The 22,094-nt window shown below is 69.2% G+C and carries 22 protein-coding genes; 15 read left to right on the plus strand and 7 right to left on the minus strand.

Going from position 1 to position 22,094, the window contains the following annotated elements; all coding sequences use genetic code 11:
* Positions 1 to 114 precede the first annotated feature (114 nt).
* From queF to DFQ15_RS03765, 4 genes are all read right to left on the minus strand, one after another.
* The gene (gene queF, locus DFQ15_RS03750) at positions 115 to 960 is read right to left on the minus strand and encodes an NADPH-dependent 7-cyano-7-deazaguanine reductase QueF (protein WP_110464680.1); all 846 of its coding nucleotides are present in this window, start codon (positions 958 to 960) and stop codon (positions 115 to 117) included.
* Between the two features lie 64 nt (positions 961 to 1,024).
* Positions 1,025 to 1,903: a 2OG-Fe(II) oxygenase gene (locus DFQ15_RS03755; RefSeq protein ID WP_110464681.1), complete on the minus strand. Its 879-nt coding sequence runs from the start codon at positions 1,901 to 1,903 to the stop codon at positions 1,025 to 1,027.
* Positions 1,904 to 1,933: 30 nt separating this feature from the next.
* Positions 1,934 to 2,710, minus strand: coding sequence for a peroxide stress protein YaaA (gene yaaA, locus DFQ15_RS03760; RefSeq protein ID WP_110464682.1), 777 nt, complete (start codon positions 2,708 to 2,710; stop codon positions 1,934 to 1,936).
* Positions 2,711 to 2,901: 191 nt separating this feature from the next.
* The gene (locus DFQ15_RS03765; RefSeq protein WP_110464683.1) at positions 2,902 to 6,339 is read right to left on the minus strand and encodes an Rne/Rng family ribonuclease; all 3,438 of its coding nucleotides are present in this window, start codon (positions 6,337 to 6,339) and stop codon (positions 2,902 to 2,904) included.
* 528 nt (positions 6,340 to 6,867) lie between these two features.
* Between DFQ15_RS03765 and DFQ15_RS03770 the strand changes: the two genes are divergently transcribed.
* From DFQ15_RS03770 to DFQ15_RS03780, 3 genes are all read left to right on the plus strand, one after another.
* Positions 6,868 to 7,875, plus strand: a complete 1,008-nt coding sequence (locus DFQ15_RS03770) for an RluA family pseudouridine synthase (RefSeq protein ID WP_110464684.1) — start codon at positions 6,868 to 6,870, stop codon at positions 7,873 to 7,875.
* A gap of 86 nt (positions 7,876 to 7,961) precedes the next feature.
* Positions 7,962 to 8,624 carry an HAD family hydrolase gene (locus tag DFQ15_RS03775; protein WP_110464685.1) on the plus strand — a complete coding sequence of 221 codons (663 nt, stop codon included), beginning with the start codon at positions 7,962 to 7,964 and terminating at the stop codon, positions 8,622 to 8,624.
* A gap of 180 nt (positions 8,625 to 8,804) precedes the next feature.
* Positions 8,805 to 9,833 (plus strand): S49 family peptidase, encoded by a 1,029-nt coding sequence (locus DFQ15_RS03780; protein WP_110464686.1) that lies wholly within the window; start codon positions 8,805 to 8,807, stop codon positions 9,831 to 9,833.
* A gap of 93 nt (positions 9,834 to 9,926) precedes the next feature.
* Here the strand turns inward: DFQ15_RS03780 and DFQ15_RS03785 are convergent, their stop codons facing one another.
* Genes DFQ15_RS03785 through DFQ15_RS03795 form a run of 3 tightly spaced genes read right to left on the minus strand, consistent with a single transcriptional unit; the run spans position 9,927 to position 12,468 of the window.
* On the minus strand, positions 9,927 to 11,081 hold the full coding sequence (locus DFQ15_RS03785) for an MFS transporter (protein WP_233504253.1): 1,155 nt from the start codon (positions 11,079 to 11,081) through the stop codon (positions 9,927 to 9,929).
* The gene (locus tag DFQ15_RS03790) at positions 11,078 to 11,851 is read right to left on the minus strand and encodes an SAM-dependent methyltransferase (protein ID WP_110464688.1); all 774 of its coding nucleotides are present in this window, start codon (positions 11,849 to 11,851) and stop codon (positions 11,078 to 11,080) included. Before DFQ15_RS03790 ends, DFQ15_RS03785 begins: the two co-directional genes overlap by 4 nt.
* Complete coding sequence (locus DFQ15_RS03795) at positions 11,848 to 12,468, minus strand: Maf family nucleotide pyrophosphatase (RefSeq protein WP_110464689.1); 621 nt, start codon at positions 12,466 to 12,468, stop codon at positions 11,848 to 11,850. The genes DFQ15_RS03790 and DFQ15_RS03795 overlap by 4 nt, the downstream gene beginning before the upstream one ends.
* Positions 12,469 to 12,493: 25 nt before the next feature.
* Here DFQ15_RS03795 and DFQ15_RS03800 point away from each other — a divergent pair, with 25 nt between their 5' ends.
* From DFQ15_RS03800 to DFQ15_RS03855, 12 genes are all read left to right on the plus strand, one after another.
* On the plus strand, positions 12,494 to 13,048 hold the full coding sequence (locus tag DFQ15_RS03800) for a YceD family protein (protein ID WP_110464690.1): 555 nt from the start codon (positions 12,494 to 12,496) through the stop codon (positions 13,046 to 13,048).
* Between the two features lie 130 nt (positions 13,049 to 13,178).
* Complete coding sequence (rpmF, locus tag DFQ15_RS03805) at positions 13,179 to 13,361, plus strand: 50S ribosomal protein L32 (RefSeq protein ID WP_055843463.1); 183 nt, start codon at positions 13,179 to 13,181, stop codon at positions 13,359 to 13,361.
* Between the two features lie 106 nt (positions 13,362 to 13,467).
* Positions 13,468 to 14,547: a phosphate acyltransferase PlsX gene (gene plsX / locus DFQ15_RS03810; RefSeq protein WP_110464691.1), complete on the plus strand. Its 1,080-nt coding sequence runs from the start codon at positions 13,468 to 13,470 to the stop codon at positions 14,545 to 14,547.
* Between the two features lie 4 nt (positions 14,548 to 14,551).
* Positions 14,552 to 15,553: a beta-ketoacyl-ACP synthase III gene (locus tag DFQ15_RS03815; protein ID WP_110464692.1), complete on the plus strand. Its 1,002-nt coding sequence runs from the start codon at positions 14,552 to 14,554 to the stop codon at positions 15,551 to 15,553.
* A 65-nt stretch (positions 15,554 to 15,618) separates the two neighbouring features.
* Positions 15,619 to 16,569, plus strand: coding sequence for an ACP S-malonyltransferase (gene fabD, locus DFQ15_RS03820; RefSeq protein WP_110464693.1), 951 nt, complete (start codon positions 15,619 to 15,621; stop codon positions 16,567 to 16,569).
* Between the two features lie 37 nt (positions 16,570 to 16,606).
* Positions 16,607 to 17,353, plus strand: a complete 747-nt coding sequence (gene fabG / locus DFQ15_RS03825; protein WP_110464694.1) for a 3-oxoacyl-ACP reductase FabG — start codon at positions 16,607 to 16,609, stop codon at positions 17,351 to 17,353.
* A 114-nt stretch (positions 17,354 to 17,467) separates the two neighbouring features.
* Complete coding sequence (gene acpP, locus DFQ15_RS03830) at positions 17,468 to 17,707, plus strand: acyl carrier protein (protein ID WP_003058049.1); 240 nt, start codon at positions 17,468 to 17,470, stop codon at positions 17,705 to 17,707.
* 57 nt (positions 17,708 to 17,764) lie between these two features.
* On the plus strand, positions 17,765 to 19,012 hold the full coding sequence (fabF, locus tag DFQ15_RS03835; protein ID WP_110464695.1) for a beta-ketoacyl-ACP synthase II: 1,248 nt from the start codon (positions 17,765 to 17,767) through the stop codon (positions 19,010 to 19,012).
* Positions 19,013 to 19,074: 62 nt separating this feature from the next.
* Complete coding sequence (locus DFQ15_RS03840; protein WP_110464696.1) at positions 19,075 to 19,515, plus strand: hypothetical protein; 441 nt, start codon at positions 19,075 to 19,077, stop codon at positions 19,513 to 19,515.
* Positions 19,512 to 20,141 carry an RNA polymerase sigma factor RpoE gene (rpoE, locus tag DFQ15_RS03845; protein WP_110464697.1) on the plus strand — a complete coding sequence of 210 codons (630 nt, stop codon included), beginning with the start codon at positions 19,512 to 19,514 and terminating at the stop codon, positions 20,139 to 20,141. The genes DFQ15_RS03840 and rpoE overlap by 4 nt, the downstream gene beginning before the upstream one ends.
* 63 nt (positions 20,142 to 20,204) lie before the next feature.
* Positions 20,205 to 20,948, plus strand: coding sequence for a sigma-E factor negative regulatory protein (locus tag DFQ15_RS03850; RefSeq protein WP_110464698.1), 744 nt, complete (start codon positions 20,205 to 20,207; stop codon positions 20,946 to 20,948).
* Positions 20,949 to 20,958: 10 nt separating this feature from the next.
* On the plus strand, positions 20,959 to 22,026 hold the full coding sequence (locus DFQ15_RS03855) for a MucB/RseB C-terminal domain-containing protein (RefSeq protein ID WP_233504254.1): 1,068 nt from the start codon (positions 20,959 to 20,961) through the stop codon (positions 22,024 to 22,026).
* Positions 22,027 to 22,094 lie beyond the last annotated feature (68 nt).

Here is a 22,094-nt window from a genome sequence, read left to right on the forward strand (position 1 = left end):
GGACAACGCATGGCCGCCCATTTTACCAGCGGGGCTTCCGATGCGGGCACGGCGTGGCCTAAGTGTAACAAAACTATGCGCCGTGTGTCGAATTTCCGATGCGGCGTCTTTAGCTCACTGGCGTGCCGTCCGGACGTTGGCCGGCAGCGCCTGCGGATGGCTGGTGCGCAGCGGATTGATGTCGAGGCCGCCTCGGCGGGTGTAGCGCGCGTAGACGGAGAGCCGGTGCGGGCGACAGCGGGTCCAGATGTCCATGAAGATGCGCTCGACGCACTGCTCGTGGAATTCGTTGTGGTTGCGAAAGCTCACCAGATACTGGAGCAGCCCCGCCTGGTCGATCGGCGCGCCGCTGTAGCGGATCTGCACGCTGCCCCAATCGGGCTGGCCGGTGACAAGGCAGTTGCTCTTGAGCAGATTGCTCACCAGCACCTCGCTCACCTCGGGCTCGTCCGCCGCCACGGTGAGCAGTTCGGGCGCAGGGGTGTAGCGGGCGCATTCCACGTCCAGCCGGTCGAGGCTCAGGCCGTCCAGCTCGTGGACCGGCTCCCGGTCGAAGGCGTCGGGCAGCAGCAGTTTCACCCCGACCGAGGACTGGTGCCCGGCCCCGCGCCAGACCGCCTCGCCGATGTCGGCACGCAGCCGGGTGCGCACCGCCTCGGCATCGGCCAGGCGGGTGTTGTTGAAGCTGTTGAGGTAGAGCTTGAACGACTTGCTCTCGACGATGTTGTGCGTCTCGCAGGGCACGGTGACATGCGCCAGCGCCACCTGGGGTTTGCCGCGCAGGTTGAGCCAGCTCAGCTCGAAGGCGGTCCAGAGATCGGCGCCGAAGAAGGGCGGCGCGCCGTCGACGCCGATTTCGGCGCGTTTGCCCGCGCGCGATATCGGGAACAGCAGCGAGGGATCGTACTGGTCGGCATAGGCCGAGGATTGACCGAGCGGGGAGTGTTCCGGGATATTCATGCTATCGAATTCATAGCTGGAAGTCGATGTCCGGCAACGGCTGCGGCTACTATTTTCTGGAAAATCAGACGAATTCGCGCTCGCGCAACCATTTGGTGGCGATCCACTTCTCGCCCGCGAGCACCGGCGCGCCGCCGTGCAGCGTGTGGGTCGAGGGATGCGGCCGTCGGTAGCTGAAGAAAACCGCGTTGCCGCGCTTGGGCGCCACTTCCAGTCCGATGTCGGGAAAAGTGGTGCCGCCGCCGCGCTCGGGTTCGTTGAGGTAGATCACCAGCGTCGCCACCCGCTGCCCGCCCCGGGCGACGATGCCCGGCGTGCCGGGCTCGTCCGGGTCGAAGTAGTCGTAGTGCGGCTTGTATTCGGCGCCCGGCCGGTAGTGCAGCACCTGCAGGCCCTCGCCGTTCTCCAACGGCCAGTTGACCAGCCGGGCGATGCGCGCCTCGAGCCGCTGCACCACCTCGGTCTCGCCTCGGCTGAAGAACATGCCGTCGCTGGTGCGGTCGGCGTTGAGCTCCTCGCCGCCGGTTTTTGTTGCCACGGTGAGGGAGCGCTTCATCCTCGGCTCGGCGTACGCGATCAGCGCGGCGCATTCCTCGTCCGACAGCAGGTTGCCGAAGACGACGATACGCGGATCGGCCATCGCTTGCAGTACGTGCACCTTGCGGTCGCCGACATCGAGGTAGAGCGGCGAATCGTGCAGCGCGGCGTCGGGCACCGGCACGCCGGGGGGCTGGCCGCGGCGCTCGGCCTCGTCTTCCAGGTGGTCGCGCAGCGTGGTCTCCATGGCGTGGACGGCCACCTCTTCCTTCCAACCGGAATCGACCATCGACCGCACGATCACCGGCGCCGCATAGCCCGCCTGGGCCTGCGCGATGATCCAGGCGCGCAGCTCGGGCGTGGCGTGTTGTTGGGAAGCGAGGGCGGTGGCGTTGTCGCGCGGCATGGCGGTGGTCCTTTCGGAAACGGAGGTTGTCTATTCGGCCCGGCGGCGGAACACCAGCCGGTCGGGCTGCGAGGCGCCGGCGTCGAACCGGTAGCCTTCGGCATCGAAGCCCTCCAGCTGGCGCGGCGTCGCGGCCCGGGTCTTCACCACGTGGCGGGCCATCAGGCCGCGTGCGCGCTTGGCGTGGAAGCTGACGATCTTGTACTGCCCATTTTTCCAGTCTTCGAATGCGCAGTCGATCACCCGGGCCTTGAGCACCCGCGTGTCGACCGCGCGGAAATATTCCTGCGAGGCCAGGTTGACCAGTACCGGCGTGCGGTCGGCCTGCAGCCGGGTGTTGAGGTAGTCGGCGATCTGCGAGCCCCAGAAGCGGTACAGGTCGGCACCGGCCGGATTCTGCAGCCGGGTGCCCATCTCCAGGCGGTAGGGCTGAAGCCGGTCGAGCGGACGCAGCACGCCGTAGAGGCCGCTCAGGATCGCCAGATGGTCCTGCGCCCAGGCCAGCTCGTCGGCCGACAGGTTGCGGGCGTCGAGCCCACCGTACACGTCGCCGTCGAACGCCCAGACCGCTTGGCGCGAGTTGGCCGGCGTGGCGCGCGGCGACCACGCCTGGTAGCGCGTCACGTTGAGCGCCGAGAGCGTGTCCGACAGCGACATCAGTTCGGCGATCTGCTGCGGCGAGCGGGTGCGCAGCAGCGCGATCAGGGCCTTCGACCGGGTGCCGAAGACCGGCTCGGTGGCCGGAAGGTCGGGCGGCACCGGCGTGTCGTAGTCGAGCGACTTGGCGGGGGAGAGCAGGAGCAGCATGGAGCGGTATCTTGCAAGTGCGGGAGCGGACAGGCGCCGGGAACGCACACCCGGGCGGGCATGCATGCGGGGGCATTGTCGGCGCACCCGGCTTCCCGCACATCCAGCCCGCCATCGAAAAGGCCGGGCAACCGAAGGCGCTCGGCGGGGCTCGGCGCCCGTGGTTCGCGCGCAGTCACGCGGCGTTCGGATCAACCCGCAGGCGGCACGGTGCCCGGCTGCGGCGCGACGGGCTCGACCGGCTCGGCGTCCTCGAACGCGAGCTTGACGTCGCGCAGATCGCGCTTGGTTTCGACCAGCACCAGGGCAGTGTCCTGCGCCACCACGACCGGCGGACGCTCGCGCGGCACGCGCACCGCCGGCGGCTCGGCCGCCATCGCGGCCTGGGCGGCGGCGATCTTGGCTGCGTCGGAGCCGACCCACTGCAGGCCGCTGCCCTCGGCCAAACGGGCCAGGTCGTTCACTGGCAGCACGAAAGGCGCCGGAGCGGTTTTCGGTGCAGGTGCCGCGACGGCCGCAGTTGCCTGCGCTTGCGCTGGCACGGCTACCACCGGTGCAGGTGCCACCGGGGCGGGTGCAGCGACCGGTACCGGTGCGGCTGCGACCGGTGCAGGTGCCGGCACGGGGCGCGGCACCGGTGGGGCCACCGGCGCTGCGAGCGGCTCGGCCGCAGACACGAAGGCCTGCGCTGCGCGTACTGCAGGCGCCACGGCGCTCTCCGTCGGCAGTACGTCCGCACGCAGTGCCGCAGGGGCGTCGCCCGCGCCACCTTCCACCGGCGGACGGTTGCGCGGCGCACGGGGGGCGCGACGCTGGTCGTCGCTCTGCGGACGGCGCTCCGCCGCTGCCTGTGGCACGTCGGCGGGCGATGCGGCGCCGGTGCTCAGGGCCGCGACATCGGCCGTGTCTTCTGAGGCGATCGGCGTCGGGTTGCGGAAGGCATCGAAGATGCCGCCCTGCGGCGCTTCTTCGTGGGCGGCCGCTTCCAGCGGTGCACGGTCGGGCCTGTCGGCGCGCTCGCCTCGCTCTCCGGCGGCACCGCGCTCGCCACTGCGTTCGCGGCGGTCGCGGCCGTAGCGGTCGCGCGAACGGCGCTCGCGGCGCTCGTCGCTCTCGGCGGCCGGCGCGCCCGCTTCGCCCGAGGCCTGCTGCACCGCGGCTTCGGTCATCGCGGCAGCCTCGCCCGGCGGCAGGACGCGGTCGTGGTGGCGGGGCAAGCCGGCGGCTTCGGACGCACCGCCCGCGGTCCCGGCTTCGCCGGTGATGCCGTCGGTGGATTCACCACGCGGGCGGCGATCGCCCCGCTCGCGGCGGCCGCCTTCCGGACGGTCGCCCCGGTCGTTGCGCTCGCTGCGCTGACGGCGCGGTGCACGTTCGGCACGGGACTCGTCGCCCGGCAGTGCCGGGTCGCCTGGCAGGGCCGCGACCTCGGTCACCGTATCGACGGAGCCGGGTGAGCGCTCGCCGTTGCGCATGTCGCGCGACTCGCGGCCCCGGCCTTCGCCGCCACGTTCGCCACGTTCCGGACGGTCGCCCCGGCCCCGGCCTTCCCGTGGTGGGCGGCCGCCTTCGGGGCGATCGCCCCGATCGGCCGGCGGTGCGCCGTTGGCGGCGGCAGTACCGGCGGCAGGGGCTGCGCGCTCGCCACCCCGGTCGCCGCGTTCGCCTCGGCGGCCGCCGCGGCCGTCGGCGCGGCCCTCGCCACCACGGCCTTCACCGCCGCGGCCTTCCGGCCGGCCGTCGCGGCGGCCGTCACGGCCTGTACCGCGGCCTTCGCCGCCGCGTCCGTTGCGGCGCTGTTCGTCGCCCGCGGCCGGTGCCGGGGCGGGCGCCGGCGCCGGTGCCGGTGCCGGTGCCGGTGCCGGTGGGGTCGCATAACCGAAGAGGCTCTTGAGCCAAGCCAGAAAGCCCATCTCGACCGGTGGCGGCGGCGGTGGTGGTGCGGCCGGCGGGGGAGGGGGCGGCAGCGGGGCCTGAGTCTGCTGCGGCGCGGGCGCTGCGGGGCGGGGCACGGCCTGCGGCGCGGGTGCGTCGGGCAGCACGCCCTTGATCACCGGCGTCTGCTTGTTGGTGGGTTCCTGCGAGCGGCGGGTGACTGTGGTGGGGTCTTCCATCTCTTCGGCCAGCTTGTAGCTCGGCTCGATGCCGTCGAGGCGCGGGTCGTCGTGCTTCAGGCGCTCGAGCTTGTAGTGCGGCGTCTCGAGCGACTTGTTGGGCACCATCAGCACGGTGACGCGCTGCTTGAGTTCGATCTTGGCGATCTCCGGGCGCTTTTCGTTCAGCAGGAACGAGGCGACCTCGACCGGCACCTGCACGTGCACCGCCGAGGTGTTGTCCTTCATCGACTCCTCCTGGATGATCCGGAGGATCTGCAGGGCGGAGCTTTCGGTGTCGCGGATGTGGCCGGAACCGCCGCAGCGCGGGCAGTTGATGTGCGCGCCTTCGGAGAGCGCCGGCTTCAGGCGCTGGCGGCTCATCTCCATCAGGCCGAACTTGCTGATCGTGCCGAACTGCACTCGGGCGCGGTCCTGGCGCAGCGCGTCGCGCAGGCGGTTCTCGACCTCGCGGCGGTTCTTCGACTCTTCCATGTCGATGAAGTCGATGACGATCAGGCCGCCGAGGTCGCGCAGGCGCATCTGGCGCGCGACTTCGTCGGCGGCTTCCAGGTTGGTGCGGGTGGCGGTTTCCTCGATGTCGCCGCCCTTGATGGCGCGGGCCGAGTTGACGTCGACGCTCACCAGCGCCTCGGTGTGGTCGATCACCACGGCGCCGCCGGACGGCAGCGTCACGGTGCGGGCGTAGGCCGATTCGATCTGGTGCTCGATCTGGAAACGGGAGAACAGCGGCGCGTCGTCGCGGTAGCGCTTCACCCGGCCGGCATGCTCGGGCATGACGTGCGCCATGAACTGGTGCGCCTGCTCGTAGATGTCGTCGGTGTCGATCAGGATGTCGCCGATGTCGTGGTTGAAGTAGTCACGGATCGCGCGGATGACGAGGCTCGATTCCTGGTAGATCAGGAAGGCGCCCTTGCCGCCCTTGGCCGCGCCGTCGATGGCGGTCCAGAGCTTGAGCAGGTAGTTCAGGTCCCATTGCAGTTCGGGCGCCGAGCGGCCGATGCCGGCGGTGCGGGCGATGATCGACATGCCCTTCGGGTACTCGAGCTGGTCCATCGCCTCCTTGAGCTCGGCCCGGTCCTCGCCTTCGATGCGGCGCGACACGCCGCCGCCGCGCGGGTTGTTGGGCATCAGCACCACGTAGCGGCCGGCGAGCGACACGAAGGTGGTCAGCGCCGCGCCCTTGTTGCCGCGCTCTTCCTTCTCGACCTGGACCAGCAGTTCCTGGCCTTCGCGGATCACGTCGTTGATGCGGGCCTGGCTGACGGACACGCCTTCGGCGAAGTACTGGCGGGAGATTTCCTTGAAGGGCAGGAAGCCGTGGCGGTCCTCGCCGTAGTCGACGAAGCAGGCTTCCAGTGAGGGCTCCACCCGGGTCACGACCGCCTTGTAGATGTTGCCCTTGCGCTGTTCGCGCCCCTCGATCTCGATTTCGTAGTCGAGGAGCTTTTGTCCGTCGACGATGGCCAGGCGGCGTTCTTCGGCCTGCGTGGCGTTGATCAGCATCCGCTTCATGATGCGTTCCTTTGAATTCAAACTTCGTACCGGCCCGGATGGGGCCCACGATGCCTGAACTGACGCTTCGAAACGAAGGGAATTGCCGGGAAAGCCGCGGCTGCGGACGCCTTAGCGCTGCAGCAGGGGCGGGGGCGCGTGGACGGGGGCGAGGAACGGCTGCAGAGAGGGTTGCGCAGCCGGGCGGGCCGCACGGGCCCGCGGGGGAGGCACCGGCGCCCGGAGCACACCGACGGGCGGGGGCAGAAGCCACCGCCAGAGGGCAGTTACCAGGAGTGTCGGCACGTCTGAAGTCTCGCTTTGATCCGCCGGCCGGCCAGCGCTCAAAGGAGCGCGGGGCCGGCCGGATGGGTGATTCCAATTCTGTTTTTCGAAGTGCCGGTTCGGCCGAAGGTGCTGCGAGCCGCCGCGGGCAGCGGGCCCGCAACTTGCGCGAAAAGCCTTCGGTGGCATCGGCCTGCTGGCGCCGCGGGAGTGGTGTGTGGACTAAAATCCATCAAAATCAAACACTTACACAGCGTCGCGCCAGTGAAACACATTATAGGGGCCAAAGTCGCCGCCGGGGCTCCCGCCGTGCGCCGAGTGACGGTGGACGAGGGCTCCGAAGGCCAGCGGCTCGACAACTTCCTTATCCGAGAACTGAAGGGCGTTCCCAAGACCCATGTCTACCGGATCATCCGCAACGGCGAGGTGCGGGTGAACAGGGGCCGCGCCGCCGCCGATACCCGCGTGGCGGTGGGCGACGTGGTGCGGCTGCCGCCGGTCCGCACCTCGGACGCCGCACAAGCCAAGGCCGCCCGGCCCGCGCCGGCCCGCGCGTTCCCGGTGCTGTTCGAGGACGACCATCTGCTCGCGATCGACAAGCCCGCCGGCGTGGCGGTGCACGGCGGCAGCGGCGTGAGCTTCGGCGTGATCGAGCAGCTGCGCCAGGCGCGGCCCGAGGCCCGCTTCCTGGAACTGGTGCACCGGCTCGATCGCGAGACCTCGGGCATCCTGCTGGTGGCCAAGCGCCGCTCGGCCCTGACCCGGCTGCAGGACCAGTTCCGCGAGCGGGAAACCGGCAAGACCTACCTGGCCCTGGCGATCGGCACCTGGCCGGCTCGGCTCAAGGTGCTCGACCAGCCGCTGCACAAGTACCTGCAGGCCGACGGCGAGCGGCGGGTGCGGATCACCACCCCGGAAGACCCTGACGGCATGCGCTCGATCACCCTGGTCAGGGTGCGACATGCGTCGGCCGCGCGGGCCGAGGCGGGGCTGCCCGCCTTCTCGCTGCTGGAGGTGACGATCAAGACCGGCCGCACCCACCAGATCCGGGTGCACCTGGCCGGACAGGGCCACGCGATCGCGGGCGACGACAAGTACGGCGATTTCGCCTTGAACAAGCGGCTGGCGGCGCAGGGTCTGGGCCGGATGTTCCTGCACGCCTGGCGCCTGCAGTTCAGCCATCCGGCGACGGACGAGCGGATCGCGCTCGTCGCCGAACTGCCGCCCGAGCTGCGCCCCTGGTCCGGTACGGCCGACGCCGCCGAGGCCTGAACGTGCGCCCGCACCTGCAGAATCCGCCGGGGAGCCGCCGCTCTCCGCCTTTCACCCCACAGCCGGACCCTCCGATGTCAGACCTCATGCCCCGTCCCCGCCGCTTCGAACTGATCGCCTTCGACTGGGACGGCACGCTGTACGACTCCACCGGCGCCATCGTCAAATGCATCCAGGCCGCGGTGAAGGACGTGGGCGGCACGGCGCCCACCGACCGCGCCGCCGCCTACGTCATCGGCATGAGTCTGGGTCAGGCGCTGGCCCACGCGGCGCCCGACGTTCCGCCCGAGCGCTATCCGCTACTGGGAGAACGCTACCGCCACCACTATGCCAAGCACTACGAAGACCTGATCCTGTTCGACGGCGTGCTGCCGATGCTCGCCGACCTGAAGGCACGCGGCCACCGGCTGGCCGTGGCCACCGGCAAGAGCCGACGCGGCCTGGACGAGGCGCTGGCCACGGTGCAACTGCGCGGGTTATTCGACGATTCCCGCACCGCGGACGAAACTGCCGGCAAGCCCGATCCGCTGATGCTGCACGAGCTGATGGAGGCCTTCGATCTGCCGGCTGACCGGGTGCTGATGATCGGCGACACCACCCACGACCTGCAGATGGCCCGCAACGCCGGCTGCGCCAGCATCGGCGTGAGCTACGGCGCCCACACGCCCGAGGCCTTCGGCGCGCTGGAGCCGCTGGCCATCGTGCATTCGGTCGCGGAGCTGAATGCCTGGCTCGCGGTCCACGCCTGAGCGCTGCGCAGCCCTGTGCCGGCTGTTGCGCAGGGCCAACAAAACGGCCCGAGGCGACGCCCGAAAGACCGCCTGATCTTGCGTGAGCGGCGGGATAGCCGCACCTGATACAACTCTCTCCTGGGCCTTACAGGGTCCGCTGGCATACTGCTGTCAACCCCCTCAACCCCTGAGTTCTAGATGACCGAGCCGATCTTCCGCGACCCCCTGGATTCCCCTGAAAGAAAGCCTGTAGCCCAAGCGGATGGCCGGCATGATGCTATGAAAAAAGAAGCACTGTCCGCCGGCGGATGGGAGCGTGCCGCGATCGAGAAACTGGCCTTCTCCGCACTGAAGGAACAGCGCGCCGCGCGTCGCTGGAAGACCTTCACCCGGCTGGCCTGGCTGGTGTTCTTCATCGCCGGGGCCTGGATCCTGTTCCACCGCGCGACGCCCACCACCGCCAAGTCGACCGCGCACACGGCGGTGGTCGATATCAAGGGCGAGATCGCCGAGGGCAACGACGCCAGCGCCGAGTTCGTCGTCTCGGCGATGCGCACCGCGTTCGAGGACGACGGGGCGCAGGCCATCGTGCTGCGGATCAACTCGCCCGGCGGCAGCCCGGTGCAGGCCGGCATCATCAACGACGAGATCGTGCGCCTGAAGGCCAAGTACAAGAGGCCGGTCTATGCGGTGGTCGAAGAGACCTGCACCTCGGCCGCGTACTACATCGCCTCGGCCGCCGACCAGATCTTCGTCGACAAGGCCAGCACCGTCGGCAGCATCGGCGTGCTGATGGACGGCTTCGGCTTCACCGGCCTGATGGACAAGCTGGGCGTCGAGCGCCGATTGCTCGCCGCTGGCGAGAACAAGGGCTTCCTCGACCCGTTCAGCCCGCAGACCGACAAGCAGCGGGCCTATGCCCTGGCGATGCTCGAACAGATTCACCAGCAGTTCATCGCGGTGGTGAAGACCGGCCGCGGTGCCCGGCTGAAGGAAACCCCCGACACGTTCACCGGCCTGTTCTGGACCGGCCAGCAGTCGGTCGAGATGGGCCTGGCCGACCACTTGGGCAACCTCGACTACGTCGCCCGCGAAGTGGTCAAGGCCGAGGACGTGGTCGACTACACCCGCCGCGACAACGTCGCCGAGCGCCTGGCCAAGAAGTTCGGTGCGGCGATGGGCGAGGGCGCGATCCACGCCCTGAAGGCGGTGCCCGCGATTCGCTGAACGCCTGCGGCTTGCCGCGGCCGCGCACGACGAAGCCCGCGCGGTGCGGGCTGCGTCGCTTCTGGCGGGCGGCCTGCCGGCCGATGGTGCCGGTCAGTTCAGCGCCCGCCGGGCGCCGACGGCCAGCACCACCGCGAACACCACCACCAGCCACAGCGCGGCGCCGAGCGAGTTGCCCTGCGCGACGAAGCCGATGATCGGCGGGCCGCCCATGAAGCCCAGATAGCCGAGCGACGACACCGCCGCGATCGCATGCGCCGGCGAGCCGCCCGGTACCTTGGCTGCGGCGGTGAAGAGCAGCGGCACGACGTTCGCGAAGCCGATGCCCGCCAGCGCGAAACCCACAAGTGCCACCCTGGGCGCGGCGGCCAGCAGCACCACAACCATCGCGAAAGCGGCTACCAGGGCGCTGGCGCGCAGCAGCACGGCCGGCGCGACGCGGGCCCGCACCCAGTCGCCGCCGAAGCGGGCCGCCGCCATCGCGGCCGAGAAGCTGGCGTAGGCCCAGGCTGCCTCGGCCTGCGGGCTGCCAAGCTCCTGGTGCAGGTAGAGCACGCTCCAGTCGTACATCGCGCCTTCGGCGATCAGGCCCAGCCCGGCGAACACGCCCAGCACCAGCAGCGTGCCGCGCGGCAGCACGAAGCCCGGGATGCGAGGCGCATCGGCGGCGATCGGCAGCGGTACCAGCATCCGCTGCGCCGCCAGCAGCACCGCGGCCGCCAGCACCACCGCGACCAGCGTCAGGTGCCCCTGCGGCCAAGCGAGCAGTACGCCGCCCACGCCCGCGCCGACCATGCCGCCGGTGCTGAACATGCCGTGCATGCCGCTCATCAGGGGCCGCTCGCCGACGCGCTCCAGCTCGGCCGCCTCGGCATTGATCGCCACGTCGAAGATGCCGTTGGCCACGCCGAATACCGCGAGCAGCATCAGCAGCGCCGGCAGTCCGGGCATGACCAGCAGCAGCGAGACGCCCCCCGCCATCGTGACGCCGCACACCCGGCAGACGCCGCGCGGCCCGTAGCGCGCGATCAGCCGGCCGGCCTGGGGCAGTCCCAGCAGGGCGCCGATGCCGGCGGCGAGCATCGCCACCCCCAGCCCGGCTTCGGTCACGCCGTAGAGGGCCCGGACCGTCGGGATGTGCACGCCCCAGGTCGCGAACAGGAAGCCGGAGCAGAAGAACTGCACCCGCGTGGCATGCCGGCTGGCGCCCAGGGCCCGGGCGCCGCGCAACGACGCAACCCCGCTCACGGGCCGATCGCGAAGACCGCGGGAGTGGCGTTGTCGGGCGCGCCGGGACCGGGGTGCAGGCGCCATTCGTGCACCGCGGTGCTGCGGGTGCGGCCGGTCGACAGCGTCAGGCCGTGGCTCACCGACAGCCGGGTGTTGGGCTGCAGCCCGGCGATCAGCGCCTGCAGCAGCGCGGCGTTGCGGTAGGGCGTCTCGATGAAGAGCTGGCTTTGTCCGGTTTTGAGCGCCAGTGCTTCCAGCGTGCGGATGCGGGCGGTGCGCTCGGCCGCATCCTGCGGCAGGTAGCCGGTGAACGCGAAGTTCTGCCCGTTGAGCCCGCTGGCCGCCAGGGCCAGCAGCAGCGATACCGGCCCCACCAGCGGCACGACCGGCACGCCGAGCGCATGCGCGGCCCGCACCAACGACGCGCCGGGGTCGGCGATCGCCGGCATGCCGGCTTCGCTGAGCAGGCCGATGTCGCGGCCCTGCCGGGCGGCCGCCAGCAGCGGGCGGGCGTCGAAGCTGCCGACGGCGTGGTCGCCCTTCTTGTGCACTTCGCGCGGCAGTTCCTGGATCTGCTGCTCCTGGATCGTGGCGGCCAGCGGATGCAGCGCGTCGATGCGCTTGAGATAGGCCCGGGCGGATTTCGCGTTCTCGCAGATCCAGTGGGTGATCCGCGCTGCGCGCCGCAGCGTGGCTTCGGGCAGCGCATCTGTCAGCGGCGCCTGGGTGACGCAGCCGAAATCGAGCGGGGCGGGGACGAGGTAGAGCGTGCCGAGGGTGCTGCTCATGCGATCTGCACTCCCGCGGCGCGCAGCAGGCGGCAGGTGCGGATCAGCGGCAGGCCGACCAGCGCGGTCGGGTCGTCGTTGTCGATCGCGTCCAGCAGCGAGATGCCCAGGCCCTCGCTCTTGGCGCTACCGGCGCAATCGTAGGGTCGTTCGGCGCGCAGGTAGTGCTCGATCTCGGCATCGGTCAGGTCGCGGAAGCGCACCGTCACCTCGGCGATGTCGGACGCCTCGAAGCCGCTGGCCACGCAGGCCACGGTGACGGCGGTGTGGAACACCACCGCGCGGCCGCGCATCCGGCGCAACTGGGCCGTGGCGTGCGCATGGTCGCCCGGCTTGCCGAGCGGCTCGCCGTCGAGGTCCACGACCTGGTCGGAGCCGATCACCACCGCATCGGCATGCTGCCGTGCCGCGGCCAGCGCCTTGGCCCTGGCCAGACGGATGGCGAGTGCGCGGGGTGCTTCGCCGGGCCGGGGCGTCTCGTCGACCCGGGGGGCGGCTACGTCGAACGGCAGGCGCAGCCGCAGGAGCAGTTCGCGGCGGTAGGGCGAGGTCGAGCCCAGCACCAGCGGCCGGCCTCCGGAGGGCCGGGAGAGGATGGTGGCGGTCGGAAGTGTCATCCGTCGATTCTCTTACACTGCTCCGATGAAGACCGACTTTGCTGCCGACCGCCTGGACGTGCCGGCCTTCGCCCTGGCGGCGGCCACCCTGGAGGGCCGCGACGCCCTCCCGACCTTCCCTCGCCTGATGGAAGAAATCGCCGACGAACAGTCGTCCAACACTGTCGACTGGACCGCCATCGGCGAGGAGATCCGGCAAGTGGGCCGTCCGGCGCAGAACTGGCTGCACCTCAAGGTGCACGCGGTGCTGCCGCTGACCTGCCAGCGCTGCCTGGGTCCGGTCGAGCTGCCGCTGGAGATCGAGCGCTCGTTTCGTTTCGTCGAGAGCGAAGAGGCCGCGGTGGCCGAGGACGACGCGGTGGAGGAGGACCTGCTGGTCACCCAGCGCGACTTCAAGCTGCGGGAACTGATCGAGGACGAGTTGCTGATGGCGCTGCCCCCGGTTCCGCAGCACGACACTTGCCCGGTGGAGGTTCCGATGTCGGTGCAAGACCCGGATTTCGAGGAGGCCGGGGCGGAGAAGCCCAATCCGTTCGCGGCGCTCGCCACGCTCAAATTGGCCAAGGACGGGCAGGGCTGACACATCCGGTTATAATCGTCTGCTTCGCGCGATTTCCCAAGCGTCTTGTGGGACCGGTTCGGACCTTCGGGCAGCCGGCCTGACTGGGTTTAGCGCATTCGCCCACTCTTACCCATTCAGGAGCCTCACCATGGCAGTTCAGCAAAACAAGAAGTCCCCTTCCAAGCGCGGCATGCACCGTTCGCACAACGCCCTGACCGTGCCGGGCGTCGCCGTCGAGCCGACCACCGGCGAAAACCACCTGCGCCACCATATCAGCCCGAACGGCTTCTACCGTGGTCGCCAGGTGCTGAAGAACAAGTCCGAAGCCTGACATCGCTCAGTACATCAAGGCCCGGCGCTACTGAATTCGTAGCTCGGGCCTTTGTCTTGATGGCTGTTACCCTTCTCGGCCGCCCTGGCGGCACGGCGCCGCATTCATGATCACACTCGCTGTGGATTGCATGGGGGGCGACCATGGTCCCCGTGTCACGCTCGCGGCGTGCCGCAAATTCCTCGACGACCATCCCGATGCGCAGCTGCTGCTGGTGGGCCTGCCAGAGCCTTTAGCCGGTTTCTCGCACGCGCGGGCCTCGCTCGTGCCCGCCTCCGAAGTCGTCCTGATGGACGACCCGGTCGAGGTGGCCCTGCGACGCAAGAAGGACTCTTCCATGCGGGTCGCGATCCAGCAGGTCAGGGACGGCGAGGCCGCCGTGGCCGTCTCCGCCGGCAACACCGGCGCGCTGATGGCGATCGCCCGCTACCTGCTCAAGACCCTCGACGGGATCGAGCGGCCCGCCATCGCCACCCAGATGCCCAACGCCCGTGGCGGCGCCACCACGGTGCTGGACCTGGGCGCCAACGTCGACTGCACCGCCGAGCACCTGCTGCAGTTCGCCTTCATGGGCGCAGCCCTCGGCTCGGTGCTGAAGGGCGACGACCAGCCGACGGTCGGCCTGCTCAACATCGGCGAAGAGGTGATCAAGGGCAACGAGGTGATCAAGCGCGCCGGCGAGCTGCTGCGCGCGGCGCGCGATTCGGGCGACCTGAACTTTGCCGGCAACGTCGAGGGCAACGACATCTTCAAGGGCACGGTCGACATCGTGGTGTGCGACGGATTCGTCGGCAACGTGGCGCTCAAGGCCAGCGAAGGACTGGCCTCGGTCATCGTCGGTTTCCTGAAGGAAGAGTTCTCGCGCAACGTCTTCACCAAGATGGCCGCGGTCTGCGCCTATCCGGTTCTCTCGGCGCTCAAGCGCCGTATGGACTACCGGCGCTACAACGGCGCGGCCCTGCTCGGGCTGCGCGGGCTGGTCTTCAAGAGCCACGGCTCGGCCGACGAGGTGGCTTTCGAGCAGGCGCTGGTGCGCGCTTATGATGCTGCCCGCAACAACCTCCTGCAGCGTCTGCAGGAGCGGATCGCCCATGCCGCGCCCCTGCTGGCCCGGCAGGCCGCCGTGGCGCCGGCCGCGTCCGCACTTGCGCCTTCTGCCGACATTCCGGCCGCCCTGCACAGATAAGAACATGAGACGCTATTCCCGCATCGCCGGCACCGGCAGCTATCTTCCGCCGCGGCGCCTGAGCAATGCGGAGCTGGCGGTCGAACTGGCGGCCAAGGGCGTCGAGACCTCCGACGAATGGATCGTCGAGCGCACCGGCATCCGCGCCCGGCATTTCGCGGCGCCCGACGTGGGCAGCAGCGACCTGGCCTTGCAGGCCTGCCAGCGGGCGCTGGAGGCCGCGGGCCTCGGCGCGCAGGACATCGACCTGATCGTCGTCGCCACGTCCACCCCCGACATGGTGTTCCCCTCGACCGCCTGCATCCTGCAGCAGAAGCTGGCCCGGACTTCCGAGGCGGCGCAGGGCATCCTGGGTGCGCCGGCCTTCGACGTGCAGGCGGTGTGCAGCGGCTTCGTCTACGCGCTGACCGTAGCCGACGCGATGATCCAGACCGGCTCGGCTCGACGGGCGCTGGTGGTGGGCGCCGAGGTTTTCTCCCGTATCCTCGATTTCAACGACCGCACCACCTGCGTGCTGTTCGGCGACGGTGCCGGCGCCGTGGTGCTGGAGGCCAGCGACACGCCCGGCATCCTGGCGAGCGACCTGCATGCCGACGGCCGCCATGTCGGCATCCTGTGCGTGCCCGGCAACGTGGCCGGGGGCCGGGTCCTGGGCGATCCGCTGCTGAAGATGGACGGCCAGGCGGTCTTCAAGTTGGCGGTCGGCGTGCTGGAGAGCGCGGCGCGCGCCACCCTGGCCAAGGCCGGCAAGACCGAGTCCGACATCGACTGGCTGATTCCGCACCAGGCCAACATCCGCATCATGCAGGGCACCGCACGCAAGCTGAAGATGTCGATGGACAAGGTCATGGTCACCGTAGACCAGCACGGCAACACCTCGGCCGCGTCGATTCCGCTGGCGCTCGACGCCGGCGTGCGCAGCGGCAAGATCACGCCCGGCCAGACGCTGATGCTCGAAGGCGTCGGCGGCGGCTTCACCTGGGGTGCGGTGCTACTGAATTTGTAGCTAGAAGCCGGCGTTTTACGCCGGCTGCAGCCCTTTTTGATATACAAAAAATCACCTTTCTCCGCATGGGCGCTTTCGCATTCGTTTTTCCGGGCCAGGGTTCGCAATCGGTCGGCATGCTCGACGCCTGGGACGGCCATCCCGCCGTGGCCGAGGCAGTGCAGGAAGCGTCGGACGCGCTGCACGAAGACGTGGGCCGCCTGATCGAGGAAGGTCCCAGGGAGACCCTGGCGCTCACCACCAACACCCAGCCGGTGATGCTGGTGGCGGCGGTGGCCGCCTGGCGCGCCTGGAAGGCCGAGGGCGGTGCCGATCCCATCGCCGTGGCCGGCCATTCGCTCGGCGAGTATTCCGCGCTGGTCGCGGCCGGCGTGCTGACGCTGACCCAGGCCGCGCCGCTGGTGCGTTTCCGCGCGGCTGCGATGCAGGAGGCGGTGCCGGTCGGCGTGGGCGCGATGGCGGCCATCCTGGGCCTGGACGCGCAGAAGGTCATCGCCGGCTGTCAGGAGGTGACGCAGTCGTTCGGCACGTCGTCGTCCGAGGTGGTCGAGGCGGTCAATTTCAACGACCCGGGCCAGACGGTCGTCGCCGGCAGCAAGGCCGCGGTCGAGAAGGCCTGCGAGGCGCTCAAGGCGGCCGGTGCCAAGCGCGCGCTGCCGCTGCCGGTGTCGGCGCCGTTCCACTCCACGCTGATGCGGCCCGCCGCCGAGAGGCTGCGGCAGAAGCTGGCCGACACCGCCTTCGCTACGCCGCGCATCGCGCTGGTCGACAACATCGACGTGGCGGTGCAGGACGATCCTGCCGCGATCCGCGACGCGCTCTACCGCCAGGCCTTCGGCCCGGTGCGCTGGGTCGAATGCATCCGGTCGCTCAAGGCCCGCGGCGCGTTAACCGTGGTGGAATGCGGCCCTGGCAAGGTGCTGGCCGGCATGACCAAGCGAATCGATCCCGCACTGGCCGCACTGGCCGTGCACGACCCGGCCACGCTGGCCGAAGCCAAGGCCCTGCTCGCCTGAACGCCGTCCCCGTTTCCGACCCATAGAAAAGAATCGCATGTCTGAAATCGCATTAGCCGGCCAAGTAGCCCTTGTCACCGGCGCCACCCGCGGCATCGGTGCCGCCATCGCCGCCGACCTGGCGGGCAAGGGCGTCAAGGTCATCGGCACCGCCACCAGCGACGAGGGGGCCGCCAAGATCGGCCACGCGCTCGCCGCCCATGGCGGCAAGGGCTACAGGCTCGACGTGACCGAAGGCGATGCCGTCAACACGTTGGTCGATGCGATCGTCGCCAAACACGGCGGGCTGCAGATTCTGGTCAACAACGCCGGCATCACCCGCGACCAACTCGTCATGCGCCTGAAGGACGACGACTGGGATGCGGTGATCGACACCAACCTGAAAGCGGTGTTCCGCCTGTCGCGCGCCGTGATCCGGCCGATGATGAAGCAGCGCTACGGCCGTATCGTGAGCATCACCAGCGTGGTGGGAGCTGCCGGCAATCCGGGCCAGGCCAACTACGCCGCCGCCAAGGCGGGCCTGGCCGGCATGACCCGCGCGCTGGCCCGCGAACTGGGCTCGCGTAACATCACGGTCAACTGCGTGGCCCCCGGCTTCATCGACACCGACATGACCGCATCGCTGCCCGAGGCGCAGCAGAAGGCGCTGCTGGGCCAGATCCCGCTGGGCCGCCTGGGCAAGCCGGTCGACGTGGCGCACGCAGTGTCCTACCTGACGAGCCCGCAGGCGGCCTACGTCACCGGGCAGGAATTGCATGTCAATGGCGGCATGTACATGGGCTGACCTGCCCGGTCGCAGAAGAGTTCCCCGCCGTCCATGGGGTCGGCAGCCCGGCAGGCCGCAAGGTCCTGCGGGCTAAAATCCCCGATTCACTATTTACCACCCTCAGAGGGAAACATGAGCGATATCGAAGCACGCGTCAAAAAGATCATTGCCGAGCAACTGGGCGTTGAAGAATCCCAAGTCACTAACGAAAAGGCTTTCGTGGCCGATCTGGGCGCCGATTCCCTCGACACGGTCGAGCTGGTGATGGCCCTCGAAGACGAATTCGGCATCGAGATCCCGGACGAAGACGCCGAGAAGATCACCACGGTGCAGAACGCGATCGACTACGCGAACACCCACCAGAAGGCCTGATCGGCCCGCGGGCATCCTGCCCGACTTATCTCCTAAGACAAGCAAAGGTTTTTGCGCATGAGCCGTCGCCGCGTCGTCGTGACCGGACTGGGGTGCGTCACTCCCGTGGGTAACACGGTGGCTGATTCCTGGACCAACCTCCTTGCCGGCACGCCCGGTATCGATTTCATCACCCAATTCGATGCCGCCGCCTTCGCCTGCAAGTTCGCGGGCGAGGTCAAGGGCTTCAACATCGCGGACTACATTCCCGAAAAAGAAGCCCGGCACATGGACCGCTTCATTCACCTGGGCCTCGCGGCCGCGATCCAGGCAGTACACGACAGCGGCCTGCCCACCGGCGATGCGTTGGCGGAAGAAACCGCGGTCCGGATCGGCTGCAATATCGGCTCGGGCATCGGCGGTCTTCCGCTGATCGAGAATACCCACACCGAACTGGTGGCGCGAGGCCCGCGCCGGATCTCTCCCTTCTTCGTTCCGGCCTCGATCATCAACATGATCTCGGGACACGTGTCGATCAAATTCGGTTTCAAGGGCCCCAACGTGGCGGTGGTCACCGCCTGCACGACCGGACTGCACGCCATCGGCCTGTCCGCCCGCATGATCGAGTACGGCGACGCCGACGTGATGGTGGCCGGCGGAGCCGAGGCGACGGTATCGCCGCTCGGCGTGGGCGGCTTTACCGCTCCGCGTGCGCTGTCTACCCGCAACGACGACCCCAAGACCGCCTCGCGGCCCTGGGACAAGGACCGCGACGGCTTCGTGCTGGGTGAGGGCGGCGGCGTGCTGGTGCTCGAAGAGTACGAGCACGCCAAGGCACGCGGCGCCCGCATCTATGCGGAACTGGCCGGCTTCGGCATGAGCGGCGACGCGTACCACATCACGTCGCCGGACGTGGGCGGTCCGCGCCGTTCGATCCAGATCGCACTCGACAACGCGGGCGTCAATGCCGACCAGATCGACTACGTCAATGCCCACGGCACGTCGACGCAGATCGGCGATCAGAACGAGACCGATGCGATCAAGGCCGCGCTGGGCGACCATGCCTACAAGACGGTCGTCAATTCGACCAAGTCGATGACCGGCCACCTGCTGGGCGGCGCAGGCGGTATCGAGAGCGTCTTCACCGCGCTGGCTGTCTACCACCAGAAGTCCCCGCCGACGATCAATATTTTCAACCAGGACCCGGCGTGCGATCTGGATTACTGCGCAAATACGGCCCGGGATCTGAGGATCGACGTGGCACTGAAGAACAATTTCGGTTTTGGCGGCACCAACGGCTCGTTGGTGTTCAAGCGACTGGTCTGACGGCGTAGGTTGAGCGCACAGGTTTCCCTTTCATGCATGCTGCGCCCGCGGTTCGCTATCCGGTGACGCGGTCTTACCCTGTCGCCGTGTGGCTCGCCGGGCTATGCGCGCTGGAACTGGCTTTGCTGCTGGCCTGGAGGGCCGCCTCGCCCCAGCCGGCTCCGCTGCACGCGGTGGCATTCGGTTGCTGGGGCCTCGCGACCGCATGGGTGTTCCTGGCGTGGCGCGGCGCGGCGGTCGGCGAACTGGGGTGGGACGGCCAGCACTGGCGCTGGGAGCCGGTCCGTACGACGGCCCACGCACCCGAAGGCGTCGCCCGGTTGCATCTCGATCTCCAAGCCCACGTCCTGGTAAGGTTCGTCCCTGCGCAGGGGCGGGCCGTGTGGCTCTGGCTCGAGCGCCGCTCGGGCAGGCTGCCGCAGTGGCACCTGCTGCGGTGCGCACTTCATGCCGCCGACGGATCGGCGGGCGACTTGGTGGACGGGCAGGCGGTGGTGCGATGACCGAGCCTGTCCCGGCACCGACGGCGGCCGACACCGACCTGATGCTGGTCGAGCGCACCGTCGCGGGCGACCAGCGCGCCTACGGCCTGCTGGTCGCCAAGTACCAGCGGCGGATCGAGCGCCTGATCGGCCGGATGGTGCGCGACAGCGACCTGGTCGAGGACATCGCCCAGGAAACCTTCATCCGGGCCTACCGGGCGCTGCACCAGTTCCGCGGCGACGCGCAGTTCTATACCTGGCTCTACCGGATCGCGGTCAATACCGCCAAGAAAGCGCTGGTCGACATACGCCGCAACCCGGTGATTTCCGAGAATGCGATGCGGTCGGGGGGCGACGACGACGAAACTTCCTTCATCGACAATGAACTAACCAGCGAAGAAACACCCGAAACGGTGTTGGCCGCCAAGGAAATCGCGGCGACGGTCAATGCGGCGATGGAGTCATTGCCCGAGGACTTGCGGCAGGCGGTGACGCTGCGTGAGATCGAAGGCATGAGCTACGAAGAGATTGCCGAAGTGATGAACTGCCCGATCGGCACGGTGCGCTCGCGCATCTTCCGCGCCCGGGAAGCCATTTCGGCCAAGGTCAAGCCTCTGCTGGAAAATCGTTCCGGCAAGCGGTGGTAGAGAGAGTTTTGTTGCAATGCGTGCCCATCGCGATTGCACCCATGCTGTGACACAGGTGATCCCATGAACAAAATCCCTCAAGATTTCGACCGGCTGTCCGCCCTGGCCGACGGCGCACTGTATGGCGAGGAATTCGACCCGACGCTCGATTGGCTGACGCAGGATGCCGAGGCGCAGACCCGGTGGCACGCCTACCACGTGATCGGCGACGTGCTGCGTTCGCCTGATCTGGCGCGGGGCGCGGCCGACATGAATTTCGTGGCCCGCCTGCAGAGCCGGCTGGCGGCAGAGCCGTTGCCACAGCTGGCGGAAGCGCCCGAGACGGCGGTCGTCCACCCCCAGCCGACCGTGGAGGTTTCCCGCGTGACACCGATCCGTGCCGCAACGGCGCGGCCGGCGGCCAATGCCGACGTGTTCCGCTGGAAGGCGGTCGCCGGGTTCGCGTCGCTCGCCGCGGTCGTCGCCGTCGGCTGGAGTTCGTTCGCCGGCATCGCGGGTATCGGCGGCAACGGTGCCGGCGCGGTACTGGCGGCGGCGCCGGCCGGTGCCGCCGCCCAGGGCGCGGATACGGTGCGGTTGGTGTCTGCCGGTGCGGTGCCGGCCACTGGTACGCCGGTCAACCGAACGGCTGCGTTCTCCGCGACCGTGCCGGTCCTGCTGGCCGGTAGCGATACGCCGCAGGTCATGCTCCGCAATCCGCGCCTGGACGAGTTCCTCGCTGCGCACGGACAGGCCACCTCCGGCTCGGTCCTGCAGTCGCCTCCGGGTTTCGTGCGCAATGCGAGTTTCGAAGGCGCCAACCGTTGACCGATCGCCCGTGCGTGGACCGTTCGTCGTGATGCCGGGTCGTCTGGCGCAGGGTGCCGGCTGGGTCGCCGCCTGCCTGGTGGCATGTCTTTCGCCCCTATACGCCGCACCGACCGTCATAGCGGAGGTCGGCCCGTCCGCCCAGACTCTGCCGGCGGCGCCTGCGGCGTCGGCGGTGGCCGAGGTCGACGTGCTGCCGTGGCTGGTTCGCACGCACGAGGCTTCCAAGAACCGGACCTACGCGGGCACGCTCGTCGTGCTGTCGGCCAGCGGGGCATTGTCGAGCTCGCGCATCTGGCACGCCTGCAAGGGCGAGCAGCGGGTCGAGCGGATCGAGTCCTTGACCGGGGCGCCGCGCTCCAGCTTCCGCCGCAACGACGAGGTCGTGACCTTCCTTCCCGAGCTGCACCTGGCCCGCTCCGAGCGGCGCGAGTCCTTCGGCTTGTTCCCCAATCTTCTGCGGGTCGGTGATGCGGCGGTGCGCGAATCCTACGGTGCCCGGCCGCTCGGTACCCAGCGGGTGGCGGGCATGGATACCGAAGTGGTACAGGTGCAGCCGCGCGACGCGTCGCGCTACGGCTATCGGCTCTGGATGGACAAGGCTTCCGGCCTGGCGGTGCAGCTGCAGACACTGGACGGGACCGGCCGGGTGCTGGAGCAAGCGGCGTTTTCCGAGTTGCAGCTGGACGCGCCGGTGCCGATGGACAAGATCGTCCGGATGATGTCCAGCACCGGCGACTACAAGATCGAGAAGCTAGAGGTCACGCGCACCACGGCCGAGGTCGAAGGCTGGGCGCTGGCCCAGCCGGTGGCCGGATTCAAGCCGCTCAACTGCTTCCGCCGATCTGCACCGACCAAGACCGGCACGGTGCAGTGGGTGTTCTCGGACGGCCTTGCCACGGTCTCCCTGTTCATCGAGCCCTACGGCGCCCAGCCGCGCACCGAATCGCAGATGGCGGTAGGCGTGACGCAGATGATGGCGCGCCGGGTCGCCAACGACTGGTGGGTGACAGCCGTGGGCGAGGTTCCGCTTCAGACCCTGCAGACGATGGTCCAGTCGCTGGAGCGCAGGCGCTGACGCAGCGGCTTCGGCGGCCGGCCCTCGCCTGGCGTGCGGCCGTCGCGGGCCTCGCCGCGGATGCGGGC

The organism is Xylophilus ampelinus, from assembly GCF_003217575.1.
GTDB lineage: Bacteria > Pseudomonadota > Gammaproteobacteria > Burkholderiales > Burkholderiaceae_C > Xylophilus > Xylophilus ampelinus.

What these genes read in the sequence shown, in the direction of transcription:
- DFQ15_RS03775 (WP_110464685.1), top strand. Translation starts at nt 7,962, where the DNA reads ATGCCCCGTCCCCGCCGCTTCGAACTGATCGCCTTCGACTGGGACGGC.
- DFQ15_RS03755 (WP_110464681.1), bottom strand. Translation starts at nt 1,903, where the DNA reads ATGCCGCGCGACAACGCCACCGCCCTCGCTTCCCAACAACACGCCACG.
- rpoE (WP_110464697.1), top strand. Translation starts at nt 19,512, where the DNA reads ATGACCGAGCCTGTCCCGGCACCGACGGCGGCCGACACCGACCTGATG.
- DFQ15_RS03800 (WP_110464690.1), top strand. Translation starts at nt 12,494, where the DNA reads ATGAAGACCGACTTTGCTGCCGACCGCCTGGACGTGCCGGCCTTCGCC.
- acpP (WP_003058049.1), top strand. Translation starts at nt 17,468, where the DNA reads ATGAGCGATATCGAAGCACGCGTCAAAAAGATCATTGCCGAGCAACTG.
- rpmF (WP_055843463.1), top strand. Translation starts at nt 13,179, where the DNA reads ATGGCAGTTCAGCAAAACAAGAAGTCCCCTTCCAAGCGCGGCATGCAC.
- DFQ15_RS03780 (WP_110464686.1), top strand. Translation starts at nt 8,805, where the DNA reads ATGACCGAGCCGATCTTCCGCGACCCCCTGGATTCCCCTGAAAGAAAG.
- DFQ15_RS03765 (WP_110464683.1), bottom strand. Translation starts at nt 6,339, where the DNA reads ATGAAGCGGATGCTGATCAACGCCACGCAGGCCGAAGAACGCCGCCTG.
- fabG (WP_110464694.1), top strand. Translation starts at nt 16,607, where the DNA reads ATGTCTGAAATCGCATTAGCCGGCCAAGTAGCCCTTGTCACCGGCGCC.
- DFQ15_RS03795 (WP_110464689.1), bottom strand. Translation starts at nt 12,468, where the DNA reads ATGACACTTCCGACCGCCACCATCCTCTCCCGGCCCTCCGGAGGCCGG.
- queF (WP_110464680.1), bottom strand. Translation starts at nt 960, where the DNA reads ATGAATATCCCGGAACACTCCCCGCTCGGTCAATCCTCGGCCTATGCC.
- plsX (WP_110464691.1), top strand. Translation starts at nt 13,468, where the DNA reads ATGATCACACTCGCTGTGGATTGCATGGGGGGCGACCATGGTCCCCGT.
- fabD (WP_110464693.1), top strand. Translation starts at nt 15,619, where the DNA reads ATGGGCGCTTTCGCATTCGTTTTTCCGGGCCAGGGTTCGCAATCGGTC.
- DFQ15_RS03850 (WP_110464698.1), top strand. Translation starts at nt 20,205, where the DNA reads ATGAACAAAATCCCTCAAGATTTCGACCGGCTGTCCGCCCTGGCCGAC.
- fabF (WP_110464695.1), top strand. Translation starts at nt 17,765, where the DNA reads ATGAGCCGTCGCCGCGTCGTCGTGACCGGACTGGGGTGCGTCACTCCC.
- DFQ15_RS03815 (WP_110464692.1), top strand. Translation starts at nt 14,552, where the DNA reads ATGAGACGCTATTCCCGCATCGCCGGCACCGGCAGCTATCTTCCGCCG.
- yaaA (WP_110464682.1), bottom strand. Translation starts at nt 2,710, where the DNA reads ATGCTGCTCCTGCTCTCCCCCGCCAAGTCGCTCGACTACGACACGCCG.
- DFQ15_RS03790 (WP_110464688.1), bottom strand. Translation starts at nt 11,851, where the DNA reads ATGAGCAGCACCCTCGGCACGCTCTACCTCGTCCCCGCCCCGCTCGAT.